General features: G+C 48.4%; 12 protein-coding genes. 4 read left to right on the top strand and 8 right to left on the bottom strand.

From position 1 onward, the window contains the following. Positions 1-12 precede the first annotated feature (12 nt). Genes Q4Q52_RS19255 through Q4Q52_RS19235 form a run of 5 tightly spaced genes read right to left on the bottom strand, consistent with a single transcriptional unit; the run spans position 13 to position 4,674 of the window. Positions 13-1,824 (bottom strand): bifunctional molybdopterin-guanine dinucleotide biosynthesis adaptor protein MobB/molybdopterin molybdotransferase MoeA, encoded by a 1,812-nt coding sequence (locus Q4Q52_RS19255; RefSeq protein WP_311991379.1) that lies wholly within the window; start codon positions 1,822-1,824, stop codon positions 13-15. A 33-nt stretch (positions 1,825-1,857) separates the two neighbouring features. Beyond that, positions 1,858-2,448, bottom strand: a complete 591-nt coding sequence (gene mobA, locus Q4Q52_RS19250) for a molybdenum cofactor guanylyltransferase MobA (protein ID WP_071940244.1) — start codon at positions 2,446-2,448, stop codon at positions 1,858-1,860. Next, positions 2,432-3,142 (bottom strand): ATP-binding cassette domain-containing protein, encoded by a 711-nt coding sequence (locus Q4Q52_RS19245; RefSeq protein ID WP_115335872.1) that lies wholly within the window; start codon positions 3,140-3,142, stop codon positions 2,432-2,434. Before Q4Q52_RS19245 ends, mobA begins: the two co-directional genes overlap by 17 nt. A 3-nt stretch (positions 3,143-3,145) precedes the next feature. Then, complete coding sequence (locus Q4Q52_RS19240; protein WP_006079398.1) at positions 3,146-3,853, bottom strand: ABC transporter permease; 708 nt, start codon at positions 3,851-3,853, stop codon at positions 3,146-3,148. Then, entirely contained in the window at positions 3,850-4,674 is an 825-nt protein-coding gene (locus Q4Q52_RS19235; RefSeq protein WP_006079399.1) for a substrate-binding domain-containing protein, read from the bottom strand. The genes Q4Q52_RS19240 and Q4Q52_RS19235 overlap by 4 nt, the downstream gene beginning before the upstream one ends. A gap of 284 nt (positions 4,675-4,958) precedes the next feature. Between Q4Q52_RS19235 and Q4Q52_RS19230 the strand changes: the two genes are divergently transcribed. Then, on the top strand, positions 4,959-6,341 hold the full coding sequence (locus Q4Q52_RS19230; protein WP_311991378.1) for a sigma-54 dependent transcriptional regulator: 1,383 nt from the start codon (positions 4,959-4,961) through the stop codon (positions 6,339-6,341). Between the two features lies 1 nt (position 6,342). Next, positions 6,343-8,496 carry a cache domain-containing protein gene (locus tag Q4Q52_RS19225; RefSeq protein ID WP_311991377.1) on the top strand — a complete coding sequence of 718 codons (2,154 nt, stop codon included), beginning with the start codon at positions 6,343-6,345 and terminating at the stop codon, positions 8,494-8,496. Between the two features lie 349 nt (positions 8,497-8,845). Here the strand turns inward: Q4Q52_RS19225 and Q4Q52_RS19220 are convergent, their stop codons facing one another. Together Q4Q52_RS19220 and Q4Q52_RS19215 are read right to left on the bottom strand one after the other, a co-directional pair. Then, entirely contained in the window at positions 8,846-9,304 is a 459-nt protein-coding gene (locus Q4Q52_RS19220) for a GNAT family N-acetyltransferase (RefSeq protein ID WP_259510916.1), read from the bottom strand. A gap of 100 nt (positions 9,305-9,404) precedes the next feature. Beyond that, positions 9,405-10,064 carry a 7-cyano-7-deazaguanine/7-aminomethyl-7-deazaguanine transporter gene (locus Q4Q52_RS19215; RefSeq protein ID WP_006079405.1) on the bottom strand — a complete coding sequence of 220 codons (660 nt, stop codon included), beginning with the start codon at positions 10,062-10,064 and terminating at the stop codon, positions 9,405-9,407. Between the two features lie 215 nt (positions 10,065-10,279). Between Q4Q52_RS19215 and Q4Q52_RS19210 the strand changes: the two genes are divergently transcribed. Beyond that, positions 10,280-11,020, top strand: coding sequence for an ABC transporter substrate-binding protein (locus Q4Q52_RS19210; RefSeq protein WP_006079406.1), 741 nt, complete (start codon positions 10,280-10,282; stop codon positions 11,018-11,020). A 12-nt stretch (positions 11,021-11,032) separates the two neighbouring features. On the opposite strand, the gene Q4Q52_RS19205 is transcribed toward Q4Q52_RS19210, so the two are convergent. After that, entirely contained in the window at positions 11,033-12,391 is a 1,359-nt protein-coding gene (locus Q4Q52_RS19205; protein ID WP_259577623.1) for an isochorismate synthase MenF, read from the bottom strand. A 425-nt stretch (positions 12,392-12,816) separates the two neighbouring features. Between Q4Q52_RS19205 and Q4Q52_RS19200 the strand changes: the two genes are divergently transcribed. Next, the coding region (locus tag Q4Q52_RS19200) for a TonB-dependent receptor plug domain-containing protein (protein WP_311991376.1) at positions 12,817-14,033 on the top strand (1,217 nt) is incomplete at its 3' end.

The raw sequence follows: 14,033 nt of genomic DNA, 5'->3' as shown, positions 1-14,033 counted from the left end.
ACTCACTGGATCTTAAAGCAGATCCGCAAAGGGTTGAATAAACACAGTTTCACCTGCATTCACGGCTTCTGCATCATCGCCTATGATGATGAGACAATTCCCTTTGACCATTGAACTTAACATTCCGGAACCTTGGTTACCCGTGCTGCTCACGTGCAGGCGTCCATCTTTGCCAAGTTGATAAATCCCGCGAATAAATTCGGTACGGCCTTGGCGGCTTCGCAGTGTTTCATCACTTATTGCGGGGAATAGCTGCGCTTGCCAGTTCACTTCACCCGCTAATTTACGTAAAGCGGGCTGCACAAATTGCAGGAAAGTGACCATTACCGCTACAGGGTTGCCCGGTAATCCGAAGAATAAGCTATCACCGATTTTGCCGAAGGCGAGGGGCCGACCCGGACGCATGCTAATCCGCCAAAAATCGATTTTGCCTAAGCGGGCCAGTACGGTTTTAATGTAATCCGCATCACCGACTGACACGCCGCCAGAGCTAATGACGACATCGGCAAGGGTAGCGGCTTTAGCGAGCGTCGCTTCGAGTGCGGTTTCAGAATCTTCGATAATGCCTAAATCGATAACATCACAACCAAGACGTTTTGCCATCGCTTTGATGGTAAAGCGGTTTGAGTCATAAATGCAGTTAGCTTTGAGCACTTCGCCGGGCTGGCTCACTTCATCGCCGGTAGAGAATACTGCAACAGTTGGGCGGCGATATACACTCACGTGATTGAGCCCGAGTGAGGCCAGTAAACCTTGTTCGGCGGCGCTAAGGCGAGTGGCTTTTGCGAGGGCAACTTGGCCTTGGGCGATATCTTCCCCCGCGAGGCGAACGTGTTGCCCCGCCAGAATACGACCGTCGAAGCTAACATTGCCGTCGATTTCTTTGGCTAGTTCACGGGGCTGCACTGTATCGGCACCCACGGGTACAGTCGCGCCGGTCATGATTCGCACGGTTTCGCCGACGTTAAGCGTGCCCGAATATTGATGACCAGCAAGGACCTCTCCCACCCGTTTTAAGGTGGCAGGCATGGGGTCTTGATAGACAAAGGCGTAGCCATCCATCGCCGAATTGGTTTGTTGCGGCACGTTGACGGGAGAAATACTGTCGCTGGCCAGTACGCGGTTATCTAAGGCGTCTAAGTCAATCTCTTCGACTTCTGCCACGGGTGAAACATGGGATAAAATCTGCGCTAAACCTTGGCTGACGCTGAGGTTTTTGTTGTCGCCTATGGCGCAGGCATCCACGGCTGAAATCGGGTATTGGAGTGGCGCTTCCCAGTTTTGGGCATACTCAATGACAAAGTCGGCAATTTGGCTGACATTGTTGAGATCGAGTCGGCGCAGCTCACTTGGAAGTGCATCGCTTGGCAACTGAGTGTCACCGCAACAGGCGATGGCGAGGATATTTTCATCTTGGGTGTAGATAAAAGGTTTGCCGTGGGCGGCGCGGTGCAATTCAATTTTAGGTAAGGCGAGTTTTTTAAAGCCTTCGACAAGGACGATATCGATTTTGTCGGCTTCGATTTGCTTGAGCAAATGGACTAACTCAGGATCGCCATCGCGTGCATCTTCTGTCATCAGCGCCCAGCGCACGTGGGAGGCGACCAGCATTTGCCGCGCACCGGCTTTACGCATTTCGTAACTGTCTTTGCCGGGAATATCCACGTCGAAATTATGGTGCGCATGTTTGATCACGGCTAAGCGCAGACCACGTTGATTTAGTTCGGGGATCAATTGCTTGAGTAAGGTGGTTTTCCCCGTGCCACTGTAGGCACAAAATCCGAGAACGGGAATAGCGAGCGGATTGACGAAGGGGTTACTCATTTGCACCTCTAATTTGGGTTATTGGAGCCTTAGCTATTTGGTAATTTCCATGGCCAGTCGTTGTTTTTGTTCTGGCGTATTCACATTTACAAAGGCATTGGGCTGGTCGGCGAAAGACTCCACAACAAAGTGGTGCTTGGCATACCAAAAGTCCACTTTACGCTCACCCGCCTCAAGAAACGCTTTCATCGAGTCACGTAAGCTGGGCTTTAACAGTAAGACGACGGGTTGCTCATATTCACCGTCACTGGCGACGGCGATCTCTGCATCTTCAGCCTTAATAGCTGCCAGCATACGCGGCACAAGGTCGGTTGGCAGCAGTGGGCAGTCGCAGGGCACCACCAATAAGTAGTCTGCATCCGTTTGCCCCATTGCGGTGATCATTCCCGCCAAAGGGCCGAGGAAACCAGTATGTTCATCGCTTATCACTTTAAAACCGAACTCAGCATAACGTGTTTGGTTGCGATTTGCGTTGATCAGGATCTCCTTAACCTGAGGTTTTATTCTGTCTATTGTGTGCTTAATCATGGCTTCGCCGTTTAATTCGACGAGACCTTTATCGTCGCCGCCCATGCGACGCGCCATGCCACCGGCGAGAATAACGGCATCAATTTGCGATGACATATAAAGACTCCTGTGCTGGCAAAGATTCTGGGTGTTGATAAGAGGTCGTCACTCGTTCGCCTTCTATATGCCACTGCTGTTCGCAGATGGAGGTTAACGCGCAATTCTGATGACTACTCAACAACATACCTGTGCCTTCGTGTTTGAGTTGTTGGATCATTTTTAATACTAGCTCTTGGGAATCCTTGTCCATATTGGAGGTCGGTTCGTCAAGCATTAACAGTTTAGGTTGTAGGATCCAAGCGCGCGCAATGGCGAGCCGTTGTCTTTCGCCGCCAGAGAGATTACTGGCTCTGGCGTGTAGCAGCGACCCTAGCTGCGCCATCTCAATCGCTTGGGTAATACGTTGTTTCGCCTTGGCTTTTGTTTCTGAACTGAAATTCAGCCCATAGGTGAGATTATATTCCACTGTGCCGTCGAACAAATAAGGATGTTGGTGCAAATAAACGGCTTTACCTAATAATGGATTGCGTCGCCACCAAGCATTTTGGGCAAAACCCACAGTCTCAATTTTGCCTTTCGTTGGCGCCATCAAGCCCGCAAGAATTTTCATCAAGGTCGATTTACCTGTGCCGTTGTCGCCTTGCAGATAAATCACATCCCCTTGGCAGAGCGCTAATGCGTCCGCTTTGAATAACAGGCGCGCGCCGAAGGACATTTCTAAGTCACGGGCGATCAGTTTGACCTTAGTCATTGCTTAATGGCTCCTTGGCATGGCTTTGCCGCGTAAACCACCGAGGGCAAAGTTGAGGATCAAGGCCAAGATTAGCAGCACTAGCCCGAGGGCGATAGCTTGGGCGAAGTCGCCTTTGCTGGTTTCGAGTGCGATAGCTGTGGGTATGTTACGGGTTACGTTTAAAATATTGCCGCCGACCATCATAGAGCAACCCACTTCGGTCAAAATACGACTAAACGCCGCGACAATCGCCAGCAGTAAGGGCATACGTAGCTCGCGGCAGACTGTCCACACTGCGCGGCACCAAGAGGCACCTAAAGTGCGTGAGGTTTCCCATGCTCTGCGGTCAACGCTAGTAAAGGCGGCTTGGCTCATCGCAATCAGTACCGGCGCGCAGATCAACATTTGCCCGAGGATCATACCTTCTTGGGTGAATAACCATTTTAGATCGCCCAGTGGACCATTGCGGGTGAGCAGTAAATAGACCAGCAGACCGATAACCACAGTGGGGATAGATTGCAGAGTTTGAACTAAGTTAGTGACTATCCATTTGCCGCGAAATGGCGCAAACGCCAGCACAAAGCCGAGTACCATAGAAGGCACCAGCGTGATGAGCAGCGCCGCGAAAGAAACCGAAAACGAGATCGAAATGATGGACCAAACGTCGGGGTCTAAAGAAAACAGCAGGCTTAACGCCTGCTGTAATAGTGCTAGCCAGCCGTCGCTCATTCGCTATAAGTTGCCTTGAACAATTGCTCGCCATCAACTTTGAAGTTATTGATCATGCTTTGACCTTCTTTGCTGATCAACCAGTCACTGAACGCTTTAGCGCCTTTGTGGTTTAGATCTGGGTACTTAGCAGAGTTGATCAGGATAACTTGGTATGGGTTGGCTAAGGTTTTGCCGCCATCGAAATCAACACCAAGATCTAGCTTAGTTTTGTAAGCTACAAAAGTACCACGGTCAGACAGAGTGTAACCTTGCATTTCATTTGCCATTAGCAGGGTTTTGCCCATGCCTTGACCTACTGAAGTGTAACCTTTGAAGTCGGGTGTCACACTTGCCGCTTTCCATACTTCTAACTCTTTGATGTGAGTGCCTGAATTGTCACCACGGGAGATAAAAGGTACGCCTGATTTGGCAATTTTCGCGAAAGCTTCTTCGGCATTTTTGCTGTCACGGATTTTTGCTGGGTCATTTTTAGGGCCCAGTACCACGAAATCATTTTCCATGATGCCACGGGGTTCAACACCAAAACCGTCGGCGACGAATTTAGCTTCGGCACTTGGCGCATGAGTCATAACTAAATCCACGTCACCTTGCTCACCCAGTTTCAGGGCTTTGCCTGTACCAGTGGCGATAACTTGAACCTTGTAGCCAGATTCACTTTCAAACTTAGGTAACAGTTCTTTTAATAGGCCTGAGTTTTCAGTGCTGGTGGTCGTGGCTAACTTGATAACTTCAGTCGAGTGAGCGGGTAAAACGGTGAACATACTGGCTGCAACAACCAGGCCCAGTAGTGACTTAATATGAGATTTCATGTTTAGCATGGGTACTCCTTGGCGAAAAATAGGATTCCAACTCAAATGCCTACTGAGTGGAAGGTCTCGTAAATTGTAATACGTTCGGTTGAAAGCAAATTAGATGCCAAGCTGAGAATGCGGTCATTTTCTTCACAGCTTAACCTAATTTGTGAGCTTGATCCCAAGCTTAACAAATACTCTACAGACAAATTGTCTCAGCACCTACTTCCTGTGGTTCATAGTGACCTATTCATCTATTTTCAGTGCTAGAATTGGTCGCAAATGAGTCAAAATGTCCAGAAGCAGACAATATGAGCCTGATAGATAATAACCTCAAGCCTCTTCCATCGGCAGTATCGGTACTGATTGTTGATGATGAACCCGGAATGCGCAGTTTTTTAAATAAAGCACTCTCGAAGAAATTCGCCTTAGTCGAAACGGCGGGCAGTATCGAAGATGCGGAGCAGCTCCGTAGTCGTTGCCATTTCGATTTACTGATCGTCGATATTCGCCTGCCGGGCCGCTCAGGTATCGAATGGCATGAAGCGTTGGATGAGCAGGGCCGTCGTTCGGACATTATTTTTATGACCGGCTATGCCGACATGGAAGTGGCGATTACCGCGCTACGCGCGGGTGCGTCTGACTTCATCATGAAACCTTTCCACCTTGAGCAGATGATGACAGCGGTCGATCGTTGTATTGAACGCCGCCTGCTCAAACGCGAAAACTTGATGCTGCGCCGTGAGGTTTCAATCGGTTACTCATCGACCATTATTGGCAGCAGTGAGGCCATGAAGTCGGTGAAACACATTATCGAACGTGTGGCGCCGACCAATGCCGTGGTGTTGATCCAAGGTGAGTCTGGCACGGGTAAGGAATTAGTTGCACGCCAATTGCATTTGCTCAGTGGACGTCAGGGACCTTTTGTCCCAGTCAACTGTGGCTCTATCGCTCCTGAATTGCTCGAAAGTGAACTGTTTGGTCATACCGCAGGTGCATTTACGGGCGCGAAAGGTAATCGTGAAGGTTTATTCAGTTTTGCCTCGGGCGGGACGATTTTCCTCGATGAAATTGGCGAAATGCCACTGAAAATGCAAACGGCATTGCTCAGAGTATTAGAGCAAAAAGCGATTCGCCCAGTGGGCAGCGAGAAAGAAGTGAACATCGATGTGCGAGTGATCGCGGCCACCAACCGCACTTTGATTGAAGAAGTAGATGCGGGGAATTTCCGCCGTGACTTATATTATCGACTGAATGTGCTCGATATTTTAATCCCGCCATTACGTGACAGACCCGAAGATGTGGTCGAGTTAACCCATCACTTCACCCGTCAACTCGCCGCCGAATTAGGGGTTAGAGAAGTCGTGTGGAGCCATGAGGACATGGTGAAGTTGCAACAACACGAGTGGCCGGGCAATATTCGTGAGCTGCGCAATATGATTGAGCGCTGTATTTTGCTGGGCAAACCGCCGGCGGAATATTGGAAACAACAGCTAAAGAGTGAGTCTTTATCGACATCGGGTTATCCATTGGATTGGCCATTAAAAGAAGTCGAAAAACATCATGTGACTAGCGTTGTGGACTTACATTCTGGCAATAAGTCTGCCGCGGCGAGGGATTTAGGCGTTTCGCGTAAAACCCTAGATCGTAAGTATAAAGAGTGGTTTGATTTCAGCGGCGATCAGGAGTCATAGGGTGTCATTCTTTACTCACTTTTTTGGTGTCAGTTGGCAGCAAATGCAGGCCAAGGTGCGCTATCGCATATTAATCCTGACATTACTGCCTATTCTGCTGACACTGGTGAGTTTAGTGTTTATTACTATTTACTGGAATATCAGCTACACAGGTAAGCAGCTGTTTATGAAGGTTAAAGCTGACTTATCTGTTGCCGAAAATACCTTGCAGCAAGTGCAAGTACGCCAAGAAAAGCAACTCGAACGTGTGGTAACGTCTTGGACCTTTCAAAATGATTTTAGGCCACTTTTCAGTGGTAAAGAATTAACTGGTGAAGTCATCCACAGAGCCAGTCTCGACGCATTTCTCCTGGAACAGAAAAAACAACTTAACCTCGATTATCTGCGTCTCGTCACTGTCGCCGAAGCGGCCGCTGACCCTGATTTACGGCAGATCCTCCCAAAGATAAACGGGTTATTACCTTATTCCGGCTTGATGGTGTTGCCGCCCGAACGCTTATCACGCATCGACCCAGAATTAGCGGTCACAGCGAGCATCCCGATAGTCGCGACTTTGCGGGCGCAGAGCCCGACGAAAACCGTTGAAGAACGCGGTTTATTGAGCCGTAGTCTACTGCCTGTGCCTGATATGCAAGGTAAAGTGGCTTGGTATCTGGATGGCGGCATCCTGTTTAATCGTGACATTCGGATTGTCGACCACATTCGTGATCTGGTGTACGACAAGGGCACTTTGCCCGAGCGCTCCATCGGCACTGTAACCATCTTCTTAGATAACATCCGTATCTCCACTAACGTGCCGCTGCACTTTTATCCCACGGGCAACGAGACGCAAGGTCGCGCGCTGGGCAGTTTAGTGTCGGAGGAAGTGAAAGAAAAAGTGTTAACCCAAGGCGAGCAATGGGTCGACCGCGCTTTTGTGTTTAACGATTGGTTTATATCCGCTTACGCTCCCTTGGAAGATATCCGCGGCCAGCGTGTTGGCATGATCTATACGGGGTTTTCTGAGTCACCTTTTATCCATAATTATTTATTAAATATCATAGAGCTGGGCACGATTCTAATGTTGGTGCTGCTGGTGTCGGGCTTGCTGGTTTATCGCGGCGCCTATAGCTTGTTGCAGCCGATTGAGCGTATCCACCACGTGGTTCAAGCGGTGCAGTCGGGGCGCAATATTCGTATTGGCGCGTTAGGGTTAGATAGGGATAACGAGTTATCGAACTTGGCCGAGCAGTTCGACAGTATGCTCGATCTGCTGCAGCGCCGAAATGCCCAGATCCAAGCGGCGGCAGAGCAGCTTGAAATGAAGGTCGAAGAGCGTACCCGCAGCTTGCAGGACAAAACCTTAGAACTGCAACGTAACGTGGCGTTACTGAATGAAACGCGTCAACAGCTCGTCACTAACGAGAAGCTCACCGCACTCGGTGAATTGACCGCAGGTATTGCCCACGAAATCAATAATCCGACCGCCGTTATCCTCGGCAACATGGAGTTACTGCGCTACGAACTTGGCGATAATGCGGAAGTAGTAAAAGAAGAAATTGATCTCGTTATTCAACAGGTGGGACGGATCAGCACCATTATCCGCAGCCTGTTGCAGTACAGTCGTCCGGGTGAATTTAACGCCCCGTTAGAAATGCATCCGATTACCCCCATTATTGAAGAAATGTTGGTGTTAGTGCGGCATTCGATTCAGAAACAAGAAGTGGTATTGATCACTGAGTTAAACGCCAGTTGTCCAGTGCAGGTTAATCGACCGCAGTTGCTACAAGTCTTGATTAATCTGGTGGTAAACGCGGCGCATGCGATGGACGGTAAAGGACGGATTTGGGTGCGAACCTATGACTGGGTGCAGCAAGATATGCCGATTGGCGTCAAAATCGAAGTGGAAGATGAAGGTTCTGGAATTGCACCAGAGCAGCTAGGGCGGATTTTCGACCCCTTTTACACCACGCGTAAGGATGGCACTGGTTTAGGGCTTTCGCTCAGTTACGGCATTATTAAGCGGATTGGTGGCACGATAGAAGTGAATTCAACCTTAGGTAAAGGCACGTTATTTACCATAGGCTTGTACCATGAGGCGAAGGAAGATCAGCAAAACAATCCCTACGAGGGCTTACATATTGCGGGCAACTACAGCGACATGTCTGCCGATTAGCTTACCGATGAGTTTTACTGAGTGAGATATGGCTGTTTGTTGTATTCGATTGATTACGTGTCATTAAAATATGGCTGCAGTTGTTAGTTCTGCTTTATGTGGCTTTGCATCACCGAATTTTAGGCAAAAAAAAGCCGGATGATGAATCCGGCCACAAAGAGTGTGTGTGAGCAATGTCGTGCTTGCAAACTCAGGAGCTCCGTAACAACGTCGATTACCAGTCATCGTTGTTAAAGATGAGTTTTGGAACGCACGTTAACGATAATCATTCTCAATCGTGTTTGCAAGCTATTTATTGCAAAAAGTGCACATCTTTACAAATATCGTTTCGCTCTCATCCATTAACGGTTTAGATCGACTTACGTAGATGCAGTTTATGGTCGGTTAAGCTTTTTGGATCGGCGTTGAGCTCGGTAATTAAATATTGATTACTGATCAACAAATTAAGCATCGCAGGGAAACGGTTCATCGTTTTCACCTGAATATGGTTATAACCTTGACGGCGTGCCCAAGTTTCTTGATATTCAAGTAGACTCTGCGCTAAGCCTAAACGTCTAAAGTCGGAGGCAACACCACCTAACCAGCTATAAAAGATGGCCTCTTCTTGCTCATAACCCAGTTTAAACCCTGCCAATTCACCTTCCACATACGCGACTAAGATCAAACACTGCTTGCCCTGTAAGCGCTGATTTAACACTTCGCTGGTGAGGGGGCGATCGAGTTCAGGGATTTGTTTGCTAAGTTCGATAAGCTGAGTGGCTAACTCGGGAGTCAAACCTAACTCTGCTTTAATTTCGATAGAATACATTGCTTGCTCTCATAAAAAATCAGCCCCACTCGCACGTTAACAGGAGCAGGGCTGAACTATTAACTGGTCAAATTATAACAGGTCTGGCCAGTTGAGTTGATCAGGAAATTGATTCTTGCGGATTGGTGCGCAAAATCTTGTCTTGTAAGACTTTTAGCAGAACTCCGTAGGCAGGCAGGAAAAGACCTAAGCTCACGATCAGCTTAAAACCGTAATCGACAGTAGCGATTTCGGGCCAATTGGCCGCCATAAAGCTATCGGAAGAGGCGTAAAAGGCGATGCTGAAAAACACTAAGGTATCGACCAAATTACCCACTAAGGTCGATGCTGCAGGCGCGACCCACCAAGAGCGGCTCATTCGAAGACGGGCAAAAACCTTAATATCCATTAACTGGCCAATCAAATAAGCAGCAAAGCTGGCGAAGGCGATTCGGAACACAAAGGTATTCCACTCTGCAAGTGAGTCAGCGCCTTGGAAGCTACCCTGATGGAACACGACTCCCATCACGTAGGAAATCATCAAAGCAGGAACCATAGCTTTGAGTATGATGCTACGTGCGGCTTGTTGGCCAAAAATACGGACAGTGAGATCTGTGGCTAAGTACACGAATGGAAAGCTAAATGCGCCCCAGGTTGTGTGGTAACCAAATAGCTGAAATGGCAATTGTACTAAGTAGTTGCTGACGCAAATAATCAGTATGTGGAATCCTACTAATAGGAATAAGGCGCGGCGAAGCTGCGCTGTGGTTAACATTAACATATGTGGCCTTTTTAGTTGTGTAGGGCGGGGTGAGGGAACCCGCTAATTTTCAATTTATTATGTTTACGACAATATCACCGAACATTACCGATCGCAGCGAGGCGAAATCGGGTCGCCATTATAGTGTTCGAGTTTTAAGATGCAAGCCTGCTGTTTAAATGTACGCATAGAATGAAAACTCTTCTACACTTTGTGTACGTCGAAGGAGGATAGCCATGAGACGATTCTTTGCTATTTTTTGCTTACTTTTAGCCGTGTTACCTGTATCCATTTGCGCCGCCCAGCCGATTGTTGTCAATGTAGCGACGGCATCGTGGGATGATTTTGCCAATCGTGATGAAACGGGCTATTACTTCGAGTTACTTCAGCGGGTTTTCCCCGAGCCAGAATGGCAACTCAAAGTGCAGTTTATGCCCTTTGCCCGCAGCCTTTATCTGGTTGAGCATAATCGTACCGATATCACCCTCAGCGTTTATAAGGGAGATACTAAAAAGGCGCTGTTAACTGAGAATACGGTTGAAGTGGATTCTATCGATGTAGCGGTGACCGCCGAGTTAGCGGCGACTTGGACAGGACTTGAGAGTCTATCCCATAAGAGGGTTCAGGCCATGTTGGCCTATCGATACAATATGTTGACTCCCGTGCCCATGTACTACGAAGAAAGTAGCGATATGCTGACTATGCTCAATAGCTTAAATGCAGGGCGCATAGATGCAGTGCTGGATTATAAATCTAATTTGCTTATGTATGTGCCTAAGCTGAAGGCGCCACAAAATTTTGTGATTATTCAAGGCGTACTCAAGGCCGAAACCTATTTCGCCTTCGCGAATACTGAAAAAGGTCAGATGCTGAAACACCATTTTGACCTTGCACATAAACGTTTAATTGATTCGGGTGAACAGGACAGGCTTTACCTTGAAACGCTTGAAAAACGCAGGGTTGATGGTGAAAAATAGGTCTTAGGCTTATTACATTTCGAACAGAATCGACATGATAGTCGCGAGTTTATTTTCAAGCTCTTGCCACTCAGCTTCGGGCTCAGAACCCGCAATAATTCCCGCCCCCGCAAATAGGTTAATCCGACCCGGTTCGATCAACGCACTGCGGATAGCCACCGAAAACTCACTCTCATATTTATTGAAGTAACCGCAGGCACCTGCGTACCAACCACGAGTATAACCTTCACGCTGACGAATAAAGTTCAATGCCGAATGCCGCGGCAAGCCACCCACAGCAGGGGTTGGATGCAGTGCTTGCAACAGTTGGAAATCATTTACGCCCGGCTTTAATTCGGCTCGAATCGCGCGGTGCAAATGTTGAATATGATTCAGTTTAAAGATGGTCGCTAATTCATCGGCGCCGACATAATTGCTCAGCGGCGTGAGCATATTCACTATGTGGCTACGAACGAGTTGGTTCTCTACGCTATTCTTATTGTCTTCTAACAGGGCATTCGCCAGCGCAATATCTTCTTCTTGGCTTAAGCCGCGTACCGTTGTGCCTGCTAACGCCTCGGTGAATAATTCCTGCTGACGGCGGCGGAACAAACGCTCCGGTGAGCAAGAGATAAAAGTGCGTTCTGGGCTGAATTGAAAGCCAAATTGGAAGCTGTTGGGATTACGTCCCTGCCAGCACGCCAGTACCATCCAAGGATCGATAGGTTCGTTCACTTCAAGCTGAGTTAAGCGGGATAACACCACTTTTGGGGTGTCTTGATTGAACTTTGGCTCGACCACTTGCTCGACTAATGTCTTCCAGCGTTCAAAATCAGGCTTGTCACTACGGCCAAGTGGAACGATTTTCTTCGGCGGCGAGAGTGGTTTCGCGGGCATCACAGCTTCGATAGCGGCGATGGCCTTGTTGATTTCGCTATGGTGATCATTCTCGGCAAAATTAAGATTCACTAACAGGCTAAACTTGCTTCCGCTGCGTCTAAATTCAATGCGCGGCAGGATAAAGCGACTATTACCGAACTCTGGCCAAGATTCTATGGTGCGATCGAAGGCAACGCCGCCGTAGTAGCGAATATTTTGATTCGTCGATAAGGCTCGCTGCTCTTGGTAGGCCATGGCCAGTTGTTGATCGTTAATGCCGGTTTCAAATCTGAAGTCTTTACATGCCCCAATCGCCGCTACTTCTTCGATTCTGTCGCGCCCATGCCAGTAAATACGCGGAAATTGCGTTTGCGATGCCAGCCATGAAATTAAAGGCATAGCGACAGTATTAAGCGACAACTGCACTATCGGCTCCGTCGGCGGAACTTGCTTTAATTGAATGAGTTTGTCGATGAGAGACTTAAGGTCTTCAGACAGGGCATGAACGGGCAAATAGAACTCCAAAGTAAAGATAAGGGATAAAGGCGAAAGCTGAAGGTCACTCTGTCAGCGTTAATAAATTCGACTCAGGTTAATGTACTCTTTTTCAAGTCATTTACCTTTAGTTGATTCAGTCTGTAAATAAGAATCTTTCGCTCAAATTAAAGGCCAAGGTCTAGAGTGTCAAGATGTAAGCCCCCAGCGTGTGACTTTCGCCATAGTCTCATTTTACGCTGCTAAAAAATGTGACTTGAGTGGGTCTTTTTGTCGGATAAGTCACCCTTGGTGGACATTTTGTCTCTTGGTTACGCTATGCGCTTTCCCTTTGTTTCAATTTGTCGATCTGGGTTGGTTTTTAAACGTTTTCCGGTTGAGACAGAATCATCGCGGTTCACAATAGCGGGCACATCTTAAATTTTCGACGTGACAACAATAATATGATTACCACGAATACCCTCTTTAGAGTGTCATCTTTAGCCTTAGCTATTGGTCTTAGTTTTACTGTTCAAGCCGATGAAATCGCCCGTGATCCGCGACTCAATATCAATGAAGTGATCGTCGTGCATGGTGACGGCGGAGAAGCCAGTGAAATGGCGACGACCCATTGGAGCATTAGTGAAGAAGAGATCCGCGCAACCGGAGCGCAAAGCCTAGATCAAGTCTTAAAGAATGTGCCGGGTGTATACATTCGTGTTGGTGGTGACGGAACACCAAGGGTCGATATTCGTGGTTTTAAAACTCGCCATGTGACCTTGTTGGTCAATGGTGTGCCTATGAGCAGCGCTGACGATGGTCAGTTCGACCCGAGTATCATTCCCACAAGCCAAATTGCCTCGGTAGAAGTGTCTGTCGGCCCGACATCTGTGCTTTACGGTCCAAGTGGTGCGGGCGGCGTGATCAACATTATTACTAAACAGGGCAGTACGGCACCAGCACTGGCGGGGCGCCTCGAAGCCGGCAAAGACAATACATTTAATGGCGATATCAGCGCCGCAGGTTCGGGTGACGATTGGCAAGGTTTAGTCAGTGTCAGTCGGCAGCAAACCGATGGTTTCCCTATGCCCAATGACTTTGAGCCGACACAATACCAAGATGGTGAGCTGCGCGTTAACTCGGATAAAGAAGTCACTAACGTTTATGCCCAAGGCAGTTACTGGTTATCCGACAAGACCCAATTGATTGCCAATATGGCGCTGCGCAGCGGCGAATGGGGAAAACCTGCCCGTGACGGTACTGGCAGCGGCAAGTTGAAATTCGAACGTACCGATGACTATGACGCGCATACTTTCCAACTGGGGTTAGCACATCAGTTTGATGACACTTTCACCCTACGTGGCTTTGGCTATCACAATCAAAGCGATACCTTAGAAGCCTCCTATGCCGATGAAACCTATCAGGCTGTTACGCTGTCGCAAGATGGGCGCTCGGTTGCGCAAGGCGTCAATCTGCAGTTAATCACAGACTTGCATACCGCGGGTTTATTCACGACCTCAGTCATTGCCGAGAAACAAAGCTGGAAGTCAGTCGTCGATACTTATACGGCTAATACAGGCAGCAATAATGGTGGCACTACCGGTTCTGGCGGCGGAACTGGCACAGGCGGTGGAACAGGTACAGGTGGTGGAACTGGCACAGGCGGTGGAACTGGCACTGG

The sequence above is a fragment of the Shewanella sp. SP1S2-4 genome (genome assembly GCF_031932075.1).
Classification (GTDB): Bacteria; Pseudomonadota; Gammaproteobacteria; order Enterobacterales; family Shewanellaceae; genus Shewanella; species Shewanella baltica.
Note: the sequence above shows the minus strand (reverse complement) of the source record. Positions and strands in the feature narration are given on the sequence as shown.